Source organism: Paraglaciecola mesophila KMM 241, from assembly GCF_000315015.1.
Taxonomy (GTDB): Bacteria; Pseudomonadota; Gammaproteobacteria; order Enterobacterales; family Alteromonadaceae; genus Paraglaciecola; species Paraglaciecola mesophila.
Map to the genome: position 1 here is coordinate 23,491 of NZ_BAEP01000041.1, position 18,592 is coordinate 42,082.

Consider the following 18,592-nt stretch of genomic DNA (forward strand, 5'->3'; position numbering starts at 1 on the left):
TTTTTTTTATGAGTCAAATACACCTTAGCGATTTATTTATGTGGCGTGGGAATGTAGGTGTATCGCATATCGCATATCAGATATCGATCACCACATATTAAATTGGGCTAGTCATTTACCGAATACCGCAACGCCCTGCGCGACAGCACGATAACCACAGCAAATTATGGAGAAACAATGTCCACTCTAAAAGAACAAACTGAGGCGCAAGTCGCGAAATCTCGACAAGCCAAACCTGAATTTATGCAGGCTATGGATGAGTTAATGGCCAAAGCTCATAAGTTTGAGCAAGGCAGCGAGGCTATCGATATCGGCCAGCAAGCGCCAACATTCACATTGCCAAATGCCCAAGGGCAAGATGTGGCGTTATCCCATTTGCGTAGGAAAGGCCCAGTGGTGGTTACGTTTTATCGCGGCGACTGGTGCCCTTATTGTAATTTACAGCTAAGAGCCCTTCAGTCGATATTGGGTGATATTCACGAATTAGGCGCTGAATTAGTTGCTATCAGCCCGCAAGTACCTGACGACAGCTTAAGTAAAAGTGAGATAAGTGAGTTAGGCTTTCAGGTGTTATCAGACCAAGATGCCCGCGCAGCCGCGTCCTACGGTGTGGCGTGGGAAGTACCCGAGCTAATATTGCAGCACATGCGTAACGATCGCGGTTTAGACTTAGCCAGCATCAATAATGGTAATGGCAGCATGTTACCTATTCCTGCCACATTCGTATTAAATGCCGATGGTAAAGTGATTTGGCGTTTCGTCGATGTGGATTACCGGACCCGTGCAGAGCCAGCAGATATCATTGCTGCGTTAAAGGCGAATCAAATTAACTAAGCCGATAATTTCCTTAAATGACCCGTTGTTAACACGCCAAGAGCTAGCACTCTATGCACTAACAGTAGGTCATGGCTTTTTCTCCGCTCTTGAGCTTTCAGACGAGACAGAAAAAGCTTGTTCAACCTATTGACCTCGTTCGTTTTTATTACCGAATAACGAACGTTAATTCATTAATCAATAGTGGTTTTATAAACAGTATTTTTGCTACACTTGGGCATCAATTTCCCGAGTGTAGTTAGCTATGTTGCATCTGGTTCAGTCTAATAAAATGGAAAGTTTAGCCGCTTATCTCATCGGGTGGTTAGGCGAGAGTAAAAGCAGCCTAGACAATATCTTTTCCCCTGACGTGGTGTTAGTACAAAGCCCCGGCATGGCCCAGTGGTTAAAAATAGAAATTGCCCAAGCTCTGGGTATTTCTGCCAATATCGATTTTCCGTTACCCTCAAGCTATATCTGGCAATTATACAAAGGCCACGTGAACGATTTACCTGAGCAGTCTGCCTTCACTAAAGACAACATGACGTGGAAGCTCATGAGCATATTGCCTGGAATGAGTGATAAAACTGAATTTGCCAGCATTGCCCAGTATTTACATGATCCACAGCCACTTAAGCTTTATCAGTTATGCCAAAAAATAGCCGATATTTATGATCAATATTTGGTCTATCGTCCAGAGTGGATTATGGCTTGGGAACAAGGCGAAAATAACTTAGACGATACCGACGTGTCGGTCCAACCTTGGCAGCCTATTTTATGGCGAGCTTTGGTTAAATATGCCAAAGAACTGGATGAGTCTCCTTATCATAGAGCGAATTTGCATACACGCTTAGTGAGCGAGCTTGGGCACATTAGTTGCGAGCAAGATGAGCTGAAACCCTTGTTTGTATTTGGTCTTTCAGCGATGCCTGTACAGCAATTGGAAATATTCTCAGCGTTAGCGAAAAGTCGCGACGTGATCATATTTTGGTTTAATCCCAGCGCCCATTATTGGGGCGACATAGTAGACAACAAACAAGTACTGCAAGCCAAATTGCAAAGCTTACTCGCCCAAGCAAATGAAGATGCCCAAAGTGGCTTAAGCGGTATGGATGATTACCTATTGGTTGGCAACCCATTGCTCGCCTCTTGGGGCAAGCAGGGGCGAGACTACCAAGACATGATCTTGGGCTTAGACGTTGAATTGCATGATGCATTTATCGAGCAAGAGCCTGAAAGCTTGCTTGAACATATGCAACACGAAGTGTTGGCTTTAACGCATCGCGGGTCGATAGAGCCACTGCCAGCACAAGAGCTGCTATCAAACGGTGAGGAATACCCTAAAATACCGCTTGCTAAAGACGACATGACCTTGCAGGTACATGCGTGTCATTCTGCTGTACGCGAGCTCGAAGTCTTACACGACCAGTTATTGCACCTTTTTGCTGACCACCCTGAGCTACACCCAGGGGATGTGATTGTGATGATGCCAGACGTGGCGAGCTATGCACCGATTATTGATGGTGTATTTGGCGGCACAGACAAAGCGCTGAACATTCCCTATGCTATTTCTGATCGCAACGCCCAGCAAGAGTCGCCTCTACTTAATAGCTTTATTCAACTGATGTCGCTACATCAAAGCCGTATCGGTTTATCTGATGTACTGGCCTTGTGTGAAGTGCCAGCAGTACAGCGAAAATTTGATATCACCCCTGAAGAATTTGATTTATTAAGTGTATGGCTTGCTGATGCAGGTGTGCGCTGGGGTTGGGATGGCCAAGATAAAACACGCTGGGCACTGCCTAACGAGCCGCAAAATACTTGGTTGTTTGGTTTACAACGTTTATTGGCTGGTTATGCCATGGGTGGTGAAAGCATGTTTGATGAAGCTCGTGAGCCAATTGCACCTTATGAACACATCGAAGGCCAGCACGTTGTGGCTTTAGGTAAGTTCTATTTGTTCAGCCGCGAGCTTGGCAATGCGTTAGCCTTTTGCCAAAGTGCTGCCAGCCTGCATGCGAAAATTAAAGGTGCCTTGTCAATCATTGAACAGCTGTATTTGCCTGACGATGATGACCAAACCTATGTGCTGCAACTGCGCCAATCACTGGAGCAAATGACAGCACACGAGCATCAATTCAGTGGTGAAATTGTGCATAATGTTTTCCTCGCTGAGCTGGAGCAAAGTTTATCCAGTAAAGGCGTAGGACAACGCTTTTTAGCTGGTTATGTGAATTTTTGTACATTAATGCCCATGCGCAGTGTGCCGTTTAAAGTGGTGTGCTTGCTTGGTCTAAATGATGGCGATTACCCAAGGCAAGTGGTGCCGGTCGGTTTCGATTTAATGCGCATAGGCAAAGGGCGAAGAGGAGACCGCTCCCGTAGGCTAGATGACAGATATCTGTTTTTAGAGGCAATTTTATCTGCGCGTAAGCGACTGTATTTAAGTTTTCAAGGCTTTAGCGTTAAAGATAACTCACCGCGTAGTCCGTCAATTTTGCTTAGCGAGTTACTTGAGTACACACAACAAACCTTCTGTTTGGCAGGTGATGAGAGCTTAGAAGCCAAAATATGCGCCGATAATTTAGCCAGGCATATTTATCATGAGCATGCACTGCAGCCATTTAATCCTGTGTATTTTGCCAGTAACCGCGATGCCCACGAAGAGGAACCGCTACCAAGCGTCACGGCTAGTTTTCAAACCCATTGGCTGGCATTAGCGCAGCAACTGACGGCTGGCAGCTTACACAGTGATAAAGAAGTGGATTTTTGTCCTGCGCCATTATTTGCATTGCCTGAGCTTGCCCAAGTGTCAGAAGTCGAATTAGAAGAATTACTGATGTTCTTTAGCAATCCCGCGAAGGCGTTTTTTACCCAGCGCTGGCAAACCCGTTTGACCCGTATTTATGACGTTCAAACTGACGACGAGCCGTTTGAGCTTGATGCATTGTCGCGCTATATGTTGAACGAGCGTTTTGTCACCACTCAGCAAAAGGATTGGACAACGCGTTTACGGGCAGAAGGTAAATTGCCCACAGGAAATATTGCCGATATAAGTTTGCAGCCCATTCGTAAACAATCCCAAGCGTTAATCGATGCTTTAGTGGAAGTGATTGGCGGGCCGCTGGATGAAGTGCCGCCTAAACGAGCAGAAGTTAACTTTGAGCTAAGTTACTTGTTGGATATTTCATCCGCGCCGGCAAGTGAACTAGATGCCAACACGCATTCATCAACACAAAATCCGCTGACAGCAACAACTACTCAAAGTATTCAGATAACCGGTTGGGTAGACAATCTATACGGTGGCAATTTGGTGTTATGGCGACCGGGCAAAGTCAAAGGCAACAACGTATTGCAACTATGGTTAACCTGGTTAGCCCTGTGTGCCAACGGCAACGTGGCAAAACACCAACGCGCCTATTACATTGGCGTAGATGACAAAGAGCCCTTTAGCATTGGCGCTGTCGACAAAGATGAAGCGAAAACCCAGTTGGCGATATTTATCCGTTATTGGCGATTAGGTCAGCAACAGGTTTTGCACTTTTATCCCAAAACCGCTTACGAGTGGCTGAGTGTCGGTGATGAAGCAAAAGCACTGATGAAGGCTAAAAACGCCTTTTACGGCAGCTATTTCGCCAAGGGAGAGGGGGAAGAACCACATATTCGCCGGGTTTGCCCAGATCTAAATCAGCACTTCTCTGCTTTCAGTGAGGTCAGCCATGCATTATTTGACCCGCTGTTTGACGCATTGGGAGAGGCCTCATGATCCCATTAGACACCAAAACCTTTCCGCTCACTGGGGCATCATTGATTGAGGCCAGTGCAGGCACAGGTAAAACCTATACCATAGTGAACTTGTATTTACGCCTGTTGTTAGGGGACGAGTGCACGCCTTTAAGTGTTGATAAAATTCTAGTCGTAACCTTTACCAACGCCGCGACGGCGGAACTAAAACAGCGCATTCGCCAGCGATTACAACGTGCTTATTTAGATTTTTACGCTGGGCTCAGCAGTGATGACTTCACGCAATATCTCATTGAACGAAGTGACAATATTGAGCTCGATTGTCACCGACTGTTATTAGCCATTAAGCAGATGGATGATGCAGCTGTATACACCATACACGGCTTCTGTCAGCGTATGCTGAGTTTGCATGCGTTTGAAAGCGGCGCAATGTATGAGCAAAGTCTCGTACTGGATGAGTCACAGTGGTTAAAACTGGCGGTTGAGGATTACTGGCGCGGGCATATTGTGCATTTGCCGAGTCAGGTACTGAATGAGTTGCTGGATATATGGCACAGCCCCCAAGCATTGCAATCGGCCTTGCGTTCGTTGCTGTATCGCCACGTGACTCCTTTGCAGACGGTCGATGTTAAGACGAGTCACGACACTGTTGATAAATACATTAATACATTGCAAGACACCAAACGCTGGTGGCAAGACAACGAGGTGGCTCAGCAGATTATCGATGCTGACCTCAAAGCGAATACTAAGCTAGGCAAAGCAGATTTTATTGCCAAAATGCAGGCTTTTTGCCTTAGCGATGACAGTCGTGCTGATTTTGATAAAGACTTATGGGCCACCTTTAGCCCAGCAAAAGTACTCAGCGCCATGAAGAAAACGTCTAAGAGCTTAGCGCACTTAGACTTCTCTCGTTTTGAAACACTTGCTCATTTGCAACAGCAGTGCCGGGATCAGCTCTTGTTGGCGTACAGTTTAGACGCGCTTAAGCATATCAGTACTAACCTAGCCATCAATAAGCAGCGCCTACAGTTGCTCTCGCCTGATGACTTACTGCGTAACTTGCACCGTGCTTTACTGGGCCAAGTCGAGACGAACAGCGGGCAAATCATCGAGCCAGGCAGCGGGCTAAGTCACAGTGAAAAGCTCGACACCGCTCACCAGTCACTGGCTCAAGCAATACAACTTAGTTATCCAGCTGCATTGATTGATGAATTTCAAGATACGGACCCAGTGCAGTTTGATATTTTCCGCATTATTTACACCCAGCAATTTGGCGAAATTACCCCATGCTGGGTGGCGATTGGCGATCCAAAACAAGCGATTTACGCTTTTCGCGGAGCCGATATTCATACCTACATTGCTGCGAAAGATCTGGTGGAGACATCAAGACAATTTACGCTAGGCACCAATTGGCGCTCACAGCCGAGCTTAGTGGAAGGGGTGAATACGCTATTTATCCAAAGCGAAGCAGGGTTCTTATTTAAAGACAGTATTCCGTTTCAAGCGGTTGCAAGCGTTGAGCAGCAAAGCGGTTTACAGGTTATTGGTCAAGCCCATAACAGCTTAGCGTTTCATCACTTAACCAGTGATGATGGGCTCCCGATTGGTTGGGGGGAGGCGCAAAGCGCCCTTGCTAATCAGTGCGCGTTAAGCATTGCTCAGTTTATTCACCAAGGCGCCTCAGGTGAAGCCAAAATTATGCAACGCCCAGTGGCGCCCGGCGATTGTTGCGTTTTAGTACGAGACAGAAACGAAGCGGACACCGTCAAACAAGCTCTTGCTGAGCTGGGTGTCGATAGCATGTTTTTAGCCCGTAAAAGCGTGTTTGCGAGTCAAACCGCAGTGGATTTATTTGCGATTGTTCAAGCGTTGGCAAATCCCAGTAATGACCGATATTTACGAGGTGCAATCGCCAGTGAGTTATTTTGCTACGACGCCACCACGTTAGATGCGCTATTCAGCGATGAATGGCAGTGGCAAAAGTTGGTAGAGCAATTCGCTTATTGGCATCAGTTATGGCAGCGACAAGGGTTAATGATGGCGCTGAATATTTTAATGCGCCATTTTAAAATCGCTGAGCGTCTGGTCGGCCAATATCATGATGGCCAGCGCCGTTTGACTGACCTGCGTCACTTAGTGGAGCTTTTGCAAGTACAAAGTCAGTTGATGTCAGGTGAAAGTCAGATTTTACATTGGTTTCAAGAGCATTTGGCTGAGCCAGATAATGACAACGAAGGCCAACAAATTCGCTTGGAAACCGAACAGAATTTGGTGCAAATTATCACCCAGCATACCAGTAAAGGTTTGGAGTACCCCTTGGTATTTATTCCTTTTGCCAGCCGCTGCCGAGAGATGAAAGAAGCGATTTATCACAATGAAAAAGACGGTTTAGTGATCGACTTTTTAGGCGCAGATGAAAATCTTGCTTTGGCAGATCACGAACGTCTCGCTGAAGATATACGTTTGTTGTATGTAGCGCTTACCCGCGCGGTACATTATTGCTTTATCGGCTTGTGGAACAACAGCCACCCACAGCGTAAGAAAGAGTCTCAGTTGATGCAAACTGCACTGGGCCGAGTACTGTTTAATCAAGGCACACAGGTGAGTGATGCTGTGATTACCCAGCGATTAGTCGACTTAAGCCAGACAATTGATTTGGGCTATCACGGATTTACCGCTCAAGACGCCGAGCGAAAAGCGACCGAGTTTAAACAGCTTCTGCTGTCGCAAAATACCAATGAAAGTCTTCAAACTAGCAGTAAAGTCATGCTGCGCGCTGCGGTATTGCCTAAGCCTGTTACTCGGCGCTGGCGTTTAACCAGTTATTCAGCCATCAGTAGCCAGCAACATCACGAATTCGTTGCCCCAGGTCAAGATGAGGGTACAGATAAGCTCGATGTGATCAGTGCCTACGCTAGTGCTAACAGTAACGCCAATACACAGACGAAAACTGAACCGCGGGCAGGTGAATATATTGCGCCGCAAACGGCGGCGGGAGAAACAACAGACAACTCGGGCGTTGAAGCAAATAACGACAGCGAGCAGATGCTATCAGACGACGAGACTGTATTGCCACAAGCAAGTGAGCCTAATAGTGTTCTCGATGATATTAATGGCATTAGCGATATGGATGAAACGAACGTAGAGCAAGAGGTGCTGGATCAGTTTACGTTTGTGAAGGGCGCGCAAGCGGGCTCATTTCTGCATGGCGTGCTGGAGTCTATCGATTTCACCAACCCGGTTAATTTAATGGACGTGATCATCGAAAAAGGCACTTGGTATGGCATCGATGAGAAATGGTTTAGTGTGGTTGATAATTGGCTGCGCGATGTGCTGCAGGCCAAATTGACCATCGAGTCTTCGAGTATCCAGCAAAGCGAAGAACATTTAAGTTTATCAGTGCTTCCTAAAAAGCAGTTACTGGTTGAAATGGAATTTTACCTGCCGCTTTTAGAGGTAAAAGCGCAGACGTTTAATCACATCCTTAATCAGCATATTCCACAGCGTCGGCACCATTATCAATTTGAGCAACTCAACGGCATGTTAAAAGGCTTTATTGATTTAACGCTTCAGTATCAGGGCAAATTTTACGTGCTGGATTACAAGTCTAACTATTTGGGTGCAGAATTTGCTGATTATCACGGTGAAGCCATGGCGAATGCCATGGAAGAGCATGACTACTATTTGCAAGCCATTCTCTATACATTAGCACTGCATCGCTGGCTTAAAAGTAAAAAATCAGATTATGCTTACGCCAATGACATAGGCGGCGCCTATTACACCTTCTTGCGTGGGATGCACAGTGAAAAACCCGGAAATGGGGTATTTTATTTGATGCCAGCGCAAGCCTTGATAGAAGATTTAGATGCACTGTTTAATGGCGAGTATCAGTTTAACAGTGAGCCTCAACCTGCATCTATAAAAGCGGCTAAAAACAGTAAGAATAGGGGCGATGAAGCGCCTGCTGCGCAAGGACAGTTAGACTTATGGTAAGCAAACTGATGATAAAAAATGATGTACCAAAACCACAGCGCCAGCAAACACAGGCTCAGGCAACACCGGAGACAGCCACGACTGCCAGTATTCTACAAAGCTTGTTGAGTGTAGGCCGTATTCGCCCATTGGATGTAGCGTTTGCTGAGTTTATTATGCTCCATGAGCGTGATAAATCGGCGGTAAACACCGCCGGCATTCATGTGCTTGGGTTACTGGCTGCTTATCTAAGCAGTCGATTAGGCGAGCAAGATAGTTGTCTTAATCTCGATGGCTTTTATCAGCCGTTTTTACCCTTTTATCGTTTCGATTCTGCGCCTGTGCTTATGTCTATTTTAGCGGCATCCAGCTGCGTTTCGGTAGTTGAAGAGCAACGCTCTAATCAAAAATATGATGCGGTTGTCGGTTCAGATACCCGTTCTGATACAGGTAAAAATGCTGCATCGCAAAATCGTTATTCAGCGGCCCAGCAGTCACTGGCTCAGCAGTCATTGGCCCAGCAGTCATTGGCCCAGCAGTTACACACTCATCAGGCGCAGGAACGTCAGTCTCAAAGCAAGCCATTGATTCTACAGGGGCATGAGCTATACATGCAGCGCTATTGGCAGTACGAAGTGCAACTGGCAGAAAAAATAAACAGCATGACGGGGCGTACGAGCACCTTAGATATTGAAACGGGCAGAGCACTACTAGGGCAATTGTTTGTTTTTGCACCTGATGATGTAGGTGATGGAAGAGGCCTTGGTGATGTAAACCGTCAAACTGGTAATGGCCATGCCCAACAAGAACCTGAGATAGATTGGCAAAAAGTGGCTGTGTGTCTTGCCGCGAGCCAAAGTGTTAGTGTGATCACCGGTGGACCAGGGACAGGGAAAACAACCACTGTGATCCGTTTGATGGCTCTTTTACAGGGCTTGGCGCGACATAAAGGCAAAAAGCTGCAAATTAAACTGGCTGCGCCAACAGGAAAAGCCGCTGCGCGTTTGAGCCAGTCTATCAGTGCCGCCATGGACAAACTGCCAGATGCCTTAAAGCCAGATTTACCTAGTCAGTGCAGCACTATTCATAGGTTATTGGGCAGCATCCCAAATAGCCCTTATTTTCGGTTTAACCAACAACACCCTTTGCACGTTGATGTGCTGATAGTGGATGAAGCGTCCATGGTTGATTTACCCCTAATGAGTAAGTTATTTGCGGCTTTGCCTAGCCATGCAAAAATTGTTTTGTTGGGTGATAAAGATCAACTCGCTTCGGTAGAGGCGGGCAGTGTGCTGTCTGATATCTGTTCTGCGGCATTGGATTTTTCGCCTACTGTGTATAATCAACCCCCGCCATACAGTGATGAAGCACTTAATGTGGTAAAAGACCTGTGCCAGATTGAGTTAAACATCAATACGCCAAATAAGGCGCCGATCAGCAATAGCCTTGCCTTGTTGCACAAGAGTTATCGTTTCAGTGAAAACAGTGGTATTGGCAGGTTAGCGCGGGCTATTAACCTGGGGAGGTTAGCGAATGCCAAAGCATTATTTTCAGATGATGTTCACCCAGATGTAATATGGCAAACCAGTGATGATCCAAAAGCGTTAGTGAATAGACTGCTGCCGGATTATCAAGGATATTTTGAGCACGTAAAGCAGGTATGCGCCCAAGGTACGCTTAGCACGCAGGGTATTGAGGTCTTCGCGTTATTACAGCAACAACAAGTCTTGTGCGCGCAAAAAGAGGCGAGTTGGGGCGTGAAACAAATGAATGCCTTGATTGAGTCTGAGCTGAATAAACAAGGGGCCATTGAACTAGGTCGAGATTTCTATATTGGCCGGCCCGTTATGCTTAAGCAAAACGACCATAGTTTAGGGTTGTTCAATGGTGATATTGGTATTGCCATGCCGGACGAGGAAAACGAAGGTCTGATGAAAGTGTGGTTCGTTACTGAGCAAAATACCTTACGCGGGGTGTTGCCCAGTCGGTTACCTCCCCATGATACGGTTTACGCCATGACGATACATAAAAGCCAAGGGTCTGAGTTTGACCATGTTTATTTGTGCTTGCCGCGCATTGAAACGCGCTCTCAGGCGAGATTGCTCAGCCGAGAGCTGCTGTACACTGGTCTTACGCGGGCGAAAAAGTCGTTCAACTTGTATAGCGACGAGCAAGCCTTGTCGATCAGTGTCGCAAGGCGTTGTCAGCGAGGGAGTGGGTTAGCTAGACGGTTACTCCCGTAAATGCCCCCTAAGCATATTGGCGCTGGTGGTCAAACTGGCAATGGTGCCAATCACCCCCGCTAATGACGCGGCGATGATGTACAGCGACTGACCAGAGGTAAGAGCGACGGCACCTATGACCAAGACCAACAGTAATCCTAAGGGGACTCTGTAGCTTTTCCATGTGCCTGCTTCCCCGTCATTTACTAACTGACTCATGGACTCTGGGCTTTCGGCATGCAACACAAAATGCGCAAAGCTTTGATTGATAATAGCCACATGTCGGCGTTCAACTTTTATCAAGCCCGCTAACGCCAGGTGCTCTATCATTTCGCTATTTTTAGGGTTGATATATTGCCCCTTCGCAAGATTGTACAAAGCGAGTTTTTCAGCGTTGGAGCATAACTCCCATTTGTAGCGATACAATGCTCCTGCTTTTAACAATATATAATTAATAGTGGCCCAGTATCGGGTGCTGTAGAGCTTGCTAGGCGGTTGTTTTACGTTGTCGTACACGCGATGAATGTTCTCTTTAGCGAACCAGTTGAGCGCTCTTGAAAAAGAGCTAAAACTGGGGCCTTTAAGAGGAAGTACCAGTTCATCAGTAGGCACAGTGCGCGGCTCGTTTATAGCGAACAAGCAGGCTAAATCCCTGAACATGTCTATTTCATCGTGCAATACATCTTGGTCGATTTGCTGGGTGATTTTCGCCGGTAAGATGACATTGAAATCCAGCAAACAGTCAGCCCAAGATAAGTAATCGGCGTGGGCTAATTTGGCAGTATCGTTTACCTGACCTAGGGGATCTTTCATTTTGACTCGTTGCAAACTATAGAAACCCGCGTACAGGGTTAAGCTTTCAATTTTACCGAGCAAAACTAATGATTTAAGCTCCATGAGTAAACCCAGTAGTTCATTTCTTAGTTTGGGGACTTCTAAACACACCTCAATGTCCCACATTTCAATAGCGAACCCCGTCATTTCAGGGCCGATATGCAGCACCATTTTTACATTGGGTAAATCGACTTTTTCTTGCTTAAAATGTTGCAAACATGGGCTGTTTTGCAGCAATAACGCAAAGCAGGCTAAAGACTGTGCTCCTATTGTCTCTTTGCTTTGGTTTTTTTGTTCCATCTTCTGTGGTGTTTCTTGAGGTGTAATATGCGGCTTAGGCACTGCGCCTTCTTCTGTTAGCGGTGTTAAGTGAAGCAACGTGGTTAGATCAATACCGTTAGGCTTGGCTGAGTCTACCTTGAGCGTTAAATGCGGTGAAATTTGTTCGCAGTCCTCACTGTGCATGGGCAAATTTAGGCCACGGATGTGTCGCAAGAAAAACGACGAGTAATACAATCTTTGCCATAACGTCACTCGATTAAAGTGCAGCCAAGCGATCAGCATCAGCGTGATCGCAATGACCCCTAACATCATTGCCCAAACGGGCATAGTGAGCTCATAATTCGCTAAACGGTCGTAAGCGCTTTTAACTGCTTTGCCACTCGTTGTAGAAACATCGCCTCCCATATACTGTGTTTCGTTGTATTTACCTTCATCAATCTGCTCGTTAGTATCAGGTGTGTGCGAAAAAGCAATAAAGGAATCTAACCAAGGCCAATCTTGGGTGGCGCTTATCAGATCCAGCGCATTAGGAAAGTCGTCTGGGGTCACAGCACTGGAGTAGTGTTCACACTGTTCCTTTAACTTGCGCATGTTTATTTGCTGGGTCATTGGCTTGTTGACCTCGCCACTACCTTTCAACAGAGCAGCGGCTTTCATACGATGCTTGGTAATAGAATTTGGAAAACGCGTGAGACCTAAAGCGGCAATTTCTGCTCGCTCTCGATTCAGCTTGTTGCAATCTTGATATTGATAATAATGCGCTAAATTTTTCAAGGGGATCGTCATGACGGACTTAAGGTATAGGGCTTGTACAAGAGCGAGTGCGCCTAACCCTAACGCCAAAAAGACAGCCCCTTTTGTTCCCTTGCCATGAATAGAGAAACTCTCTCCTGCGGATTCGAAAAGTAACTTGTACCCTCGGTAACCAAAATAAAATATGACCAGTAGGGTACCAATTGCGATAAACGTCACCCAATATCCAGCACTCTCTTGTGGATAAATAGCGAGGTGAGTAAACGTGAAAAGGCAGTACATGATGCCAATGAGCGTGGAGCTTATATGTAGCATTTCTTTGGTATCAAAGGTGGCGGGCAAATTTACCACTTGCTTGAGTTTATCAGTATCAAATAACCGGCCGAGCAACCAACTCGTGCACGCTAGGAACGTCACAAACACGGCAAAACTAATGCACAGAAACATAAACTGACTCGTCATCAGCGCATCTAGGCTGTCGTTGGGATAAAAGACCACCACGGCCCACTTATCAATCACACTGGGTCGTACAAAAAATCGGCCTGCTTGGCCGTGATAAAACCCGTCAATTGCTTGGTTAACCGTTGAATTTTCTGCATCAGTATTGTCCAGTGCCGCGCGGATCCGTTGGCTCAGTACAGGGCTGTGATTACCGGAATAATAAAGGTTTTCAACTAAGGAGCGACTAGCGTCACTGTGAAATAATACTTCACCATTATCTCTGTCGACGACCATGAAGGTCATGTCCATGGGGGCGGGTTTGGCTAGGCTAATACTGGGCAGTAATACATCGGCGGCAATAACATCGGCATAGCGTTTATTGCCGTGCTCGATTTCGCCGACGTTCCTACTGGCGTGATCGTGAATGCCTGCATTACTGCCGTCGTGTAGCGGCATCGAGATGGTGGTGCCACGGGTCGCATTATTGACGTTGAGCAGACGCTGAATGAAGACTTGGTTGTATCCATTAGATTGCAAAGAATCGTCATTTTTAGGGGGTAATCGCCAGCCTTTTTGATCGCGAATTTTTTTGAAATAGTCCCGGTTTGATAACTCAAACCCGGCAGGTAATACATTGTTTTCAACAAAGTAAAAGGACGGTGTCAAAATAAAGCCATCTTTGTTGAGCAGAAAAATATTGAGTATTTTTAGCGGCGGGTTCGCTTGTGGTGATGAGGCAACGTATGTGTCTAGGCTTTCATTGGGTGAGTGTTCCAGTGCTAAATTTTGCGCGAAAAAGTCGATGATTTGCGCGTCATCTGGCAAGGTGTCATCGTCATTTAAATAGTCGATCAAATTAGCCTTATGAAGATCGCTTTCAATTGTAAGCTGTGTACCTTTGCAGGCGTATCGAATAAAGAATTGATTTTTAGCGTTGACGGCAGCGTTGGGTAAATTGCTGAAGTTTGGCGATTCGTTATTGTTTGCACCATGTTCGGCCTGAGCGCGTTTAACCTCATCTCGTGCACGTTTGTGATCTGCAACGTTGAGGCAGGGGGTATCAGCAATACTCAGCAACCCCTTGTGAAAATTGTCTAATATGTCGATTTGAGTTAGTTGCTTATCTCGTACTCGCGTTTGACCATCATTCTTGTATGTATCTGTGCTCTTTTGCAGGGTTTGGTAAAAAGTGCGGTACTGGGCGAGTTTGTTAAATACTTCGTAGACGTCATGTTCCATTTCCTGGGCAATTGTTGAGCCATAGTCCATGGCACGCAGGTCTTTATCGTAGCGTACAATGTACTTTTGCAAATAAGCCAAAAGCAAAGACAAAACCACGATAAAGAAAGCGTAACTGATCAGGTGCGTAAGATTGCGCGTGGCAGGAGTAATTGAATGGGTAACCGGCAACAGAAACAAACGCACTAGAGCCAACATAAATAGCAGACTCACAACGCTGACGACCAATAATGACGCATTCCAACTGGTTGTGCTTTGTTGGATTAGCTTGGCTCTAGGCATTAGACCAATGAGATACAAATGATTTAACGTGCTAGTTTTACCTTCGTGCTCATACTGCAAAGGAATGTCTAGTGCGAAAGGGAAAGCAAATACGCGATATTTCCCATAAGACAGGGTAATGTCGATATGGCTACTGTAACTTGGCAAAGGCACTTCGCCTTTAATCTCGGCCTCTTCAGCCATAGACAACAAAGAGCGCGATTCTTGGCGTAAAAAGGCTCGGTTAATGCTAGTTAAATCGACAATGGATATGGTTTTTTCATGTCCCACTGAGGCCAGTACTTCCCCTTCTTTACTAGCAAATAGATATTGGCTAAAACCTGCTTGCGGGGTAGGCAGAATGTCCTCTACATCTAAGGTTGCGCTAAACTTTTTTTGTGATTTTGGATCAGTTTCTGAACGTTGTTCGCTATCAGTGCCGGTTTCAGACATCGCGTCGTCACTCACGTTTGCGTCATTGTCTAGGGCGTTTGGGGCTGTGATTTTCCCTTGAGCTTGTATCCCTGATTCGGTTTCACTAGCTGGAATGGCGTCGCTAGCATCAAGCTCACTACTGCTCGAAGGTGTGGTTTCTTCGGGGGCTGTCGTTTCATTTTTTTCTGACGTGCTTGTGCTTTTACTCACATCTTTAATATGAATTTGCTGCGCCGATAATTGATAAAGCAGCGTTGTTGCCGTTTCTCTGGTTAAGTTGTCGGATGTGCGCTGATAGCTAGGCATAAGCGAGCGTATCGAGGTTTCACTCTCGCTGTAATCATGAGCGCGTTTAATTTTATCTAGATTTTCATTCAGCGTATTGGATGCTTCGTACAGTATCCTATACAGATTGTTGTTACTTGAGCCTTCTTCAATGTTGCTGTAGTACAAATAGGTGTATAACCCCGCCGCACAAAGCAGGATAATAAACAATAAAAATAGGCGTCTTTTTGGCGTTTTAGACGGGGATAGGGTATTCTGCGCCACCGATTTTTCCGACATTGACTTGCACCTCTTCCTTGTGTTGTTAAACAACAGGTCAAAACTAAGGAAAAATCAAGTTTTAAGCTTAAAATTTGCGCAAGTCTGCTGCGTGCGCCACACTAAAATGGTGCGTACAGTTGCGTAGTAACTCATTACTTTCATTCAAAATTCAGGAACTCAACATGACGGAAATTTCAGCGGAAGAATTTATTGCCCTTAGTAAATTATTACCAGAAGAGCGTTTTGATTACGCTATTACTCGTATGATTGAGCGTCAACATTTGTGGGGATTATTCGGCGACAATGGCTGGCTAATGCTCAAAGCTGAAGATGATGCTTGTATACCCGTATGGCCTTATGCAGAATTTGCGCAAGCGTGGGTCAAAAATGACTTTCCTGATTGTGAGCCTAAGCAAATTGACTTTGCCCAGTGGCATCAGGTGTGGTTACCCGGTATGCAACAAAATGGCACCTTGGTGTTGGTGTTCCCGTTGAGTGAAGATGAAGAAGGGATCATGCTTGAAGCCCAAGAAATGCTCGAATGTATTGATGAGGAACTGCAAACAGAATCCTAGTGACGTCTTCTCTTTATGCTGGGGCTAGTGATGATGCGGGCTTAGGGGGTAACTATGCCCGCATCAACGTCTATATCGCCAATCGGCCAAACTACCAAGATTTATCCCTACTAAATACAATGCACTCCCTTAACACGGGGGATATTGAAGCAATCAATCGACAGTGTGGTAATGGCTGGCGTAAGGTCTTTAATGTTTATGCAAAATTAGTGTTTGCTTGGCGAAGTGTGGATCCCGCATTACACGCATGTTTGCCCGGTGCGCACAGTGCAAGCTGGCAAGCCTATAGGGATACAGTTTTGCTGCAACAAGACAGTCAAACCGCTTTGCTTTTTAGCCCTCCCTCACCGCAGCAAGACTTGCCCTATAATGGCAACGGCTGGGCTGATGGCGCTTCAACGAGCAAAATTCATAATGCGTATCACATTATAATGGGCCGTACTTACGCAAAATCCCTAGTGGAGACTACAGGTTTGAACTTAACATGGCACGGTGAAGAGTTCGCTATTGATCAGAGCGCCCGCACAGTGGTTTGCCCTTACTTTGATTATCGCCAGTTATCCAATATTAAAATTATCCGCTTAGTTGAATTGTTAAAGTTGCTTAATCAATAGCCATTTGATTTCTACTTTTAAAAAAGTGCGCGGTTATCTTTCATTAATGGGCGTAAATAGCCAAATTGACTTGATAAAGCCGCTGATATTAACAACAATTCGCAACCTTTATTGATTATGTTTGAGCGTGTTATGTCTGAGTTGTTTTTACGTCAGCAATTTCCCATTTTTTACCAACAAAACGACGGATCGCCTTGGCTATATTTCGATAATGGTGCCACCACACAAAAGCCGCAGTCAGTTATTGATACGATAAGTTGCTTTTACTTACAGCAAAATGCGAATGTACACCGTGCTAGCCACCGAGTATCGGCTGACACTACAAACGCCTTTGAACAGGTGCGTAAAGAAGTCGCTGCATTGATTAATGCCAGCAGTGAAAAAGAAATCATTTGGACCAAGGGTACAACAGAGAGCATTAACTTATTGGCTAGCGTATTGGCCAAGGGGCACGTGGAGTCTGGTGATGAAATTGTGTTGTCAGCGCTAGAGCACCACGCGAATATTGTACCTTGGCAGCAGATCGCTAATGAACTGGGACTGCGCATAAAAGTGATCCCAGTGAATAAAGATGGTGTGTTGCAAGTAGCAAACATTAAAAGTTTAATCACCAATAAAACTGCTCTGGTAGCGGTCAGTCATGTCTCCAATGCGCTGGGAAATATAAATCCAATTTCGCATATTATCGCCCACGCCAAAAAACATGGTGCATTAACGCTAATTGACGGAGCTCAGGCTATTGCTCATTTACCCGTTGACGTGCAGGCGCTTGATTGTGATTTTTATGTTTTCAGTGGGCATAAGATGTTCGGCCCAACGGGAATAGGCGTGCTGTATGGCCGCCAAGTATTACTTGATGGTTTACCGCCGTACCAATCCGGTGGTGAAATGATTGAAAAGGTGAGTTTTTCAGGCACAACCTTTCAAGGATTACCGTTTAAATTTGAGGCCGGCACACCTAATATTGCTGGCGTTTTGGGTTTGGGTGCGGCAGTGTCTTTTTTAAAGGCGCATCAATCGTCAATCCATGAACAAGAGCAAGCCCTGTATACCGCATTAGTTACCGGCTTGCGAAGCATTTCAGGCATACGTTTATGGGGGGATCTTGAAAACAGTGTTTGTGTGCAATCATTCACTGTCGATGGGATTAACAACCAAGATCTTGGGCTATTACTTAACGAGCATAATATTGCGGTTAGGGTAGGTCATCATTGTGCTATGCCGTTGATGGAGGCGCTCTCAATTGTTGGCACTGTGCGGGTTTCGTTGAGTGGCTACAACACGTTGCCAGAAATACATCATTTCATTGACGTTCTACAAGGTATTGTAAGCTCGCTGCGACCTGAAACAATAAACGCCAGCCAAGATTTGGCCTCAGCAGCGGTGGTGAAAAGCATCGCACCGCAAAACGAAGCATTGAATGACAAGGCGTTTGATTTTGACACTATGCCATTGGCGCTGAGCATACGACAGGCCAAGGGCTGGGATGAAACCTACCGGCAAATCATGCTCGCCGGTAAACAATTGCATAAATTGCTTCCTGAGGATCACATTGGTCAATACGAAGTGATGGGCTGCGAAAGCCAAGTGTGGCTGAAATGCGTTGTACGGGATAATCGCCTTATTTTAGCTGCCCATTCCCCGAGTAAAATCGTGCGCGGGCTATTGGCCATCATTTTTGAGCCATTAGCGCGTTTAACGGTTCGTCAAATAAAGCAATTTAGTCTGCATGATTATCTAGATGCGCTGGGTCTAGGTAAGCATGTGAGTCAATCAAGGGGCAATGGTTTGCAAGCCGTGATTGAACAAATTCAACAGCAGGTTCACTCACATTAGTTGGTATGAATAAAAATGAGCTGAT

General features: G+C 45.8%; 8 protein-coding genes. 7 read left to right on the top strand and 1 reads right to left on the bottom strand.

Going from position 1 to position 18,592, the window contains the following annotated elements:
* Positions 1–177 precede the first annotated feature (177 nt).
* From GMES_RS09420 to recD, 4 genes are all read left to right on the top strand, one after another.
* On the top strand, positions 178–834 hold the full coding sequence (locus GMES_RS09420; protein ID WP_006992427.1) for a peroxiredoxin-like family protein: 657 nt from the start codon (positions 178–180) through the stop codon (positions 832–834).
* A gap of 244 nt (positions 835–1,078) precedes the next feature.
* Positions 1,079–4,579 carry an exodeoxyribonuclease V subunit gamma gene (gene recC, locus GMES_RS09425; RefSeq protein WP_039987063.1) on the top strand — a complete coding sequence of 1,167 codons (3,501 nt, stop codon included), beginning with the start codon at positions 1,079–1,081 and terminating at the stop codon, positions 4,577–4,579.
* A complete protein-coding gene (locus tag GMES_RS09430) occupies positions 4,576–8,550 on the top strand; it encodes a UvrD-helicase domain-containing protein (RefSeq protein ID WP_006992429.1) in 3,975 nt (1,324 codons plus the stop codon). Before recC ends, GMES_RS09430 begins: the two co-directional genes overlap by 4 nt.
* Complete coding sequence (gene recD / locus GMES_RS09435; RefSeq protein WP_006992430.1) at positions 8,544–10,772, top strand: exodeoxyribonuclease V subunit alpha; 2,229 nt, start codon at positions 8,544–8,546, stop codon at positions 10,770–10,772. Before GMES_RS09430 ends, recD begins: the two co-directional genes overlap by 7 nt.
* Here the strand turns inward: recD and GMES_RS09440 are convergent.
* Entirely contained in the window at positions 10,761–15,560 is a 4,800-nt protein-coding gene (locus tag GMES_RS09440; protein WP_006992431.1) for a cache domain-containing protein, read from the bottom strand. The two genes, recD and GMES_RS09440, sit on opposite strands and share 12 nt — an antisense overlap.
* A 164-nt stretch (positions 15,561–15,724) precedes the next feature.
* Here GMES_RS09440 and GMES_RS09445 point away from each other — a divergent pair, with 164 nt between their 5' ends.
* The 3 genes from GMES_RS09445 (at position 15,725) to GMES_RS09455 (ending at position 18,567) form a co-directional block, all read left to right on the top strand.
* A complete protein-coding gene (locus GMES_RS09445) occupies positions 15,725–16,117 on the top strand; it encodes a DUF2750 domain-containing protein (protein WP_006992432.1) in 393 nt (130 codons plus the stop codon).
* On the top strand, positions 16,117–16,731 hold the full coding sequence (locus GMES_RS09450) for a DUF6942 family protein (RefSeq protein ID WP_006992433.1): 615 nt from the start codon (positions 16,117–16,119) through the stop codon (positions 16,729–16,731). Before GMES_RS09445 ends, GMES_RS09450 begins: the two co-directional genes overlap by 1 nt.
* Positions 16,732–16,863: 132 nt before the next feature.
* A complete protein-coding gene (locus GMES_RS09455) occupies positions 16,864–18,567 on the top strand; it encodes a SufS family cysteine desulfurase (RefSeq protein WP_039987068.1) in 1,704 nt (567 codons plus the stop codon).
* The last annotated feature ends 25 nt before the right edge of the window (positions 18,568–18,592 follow it).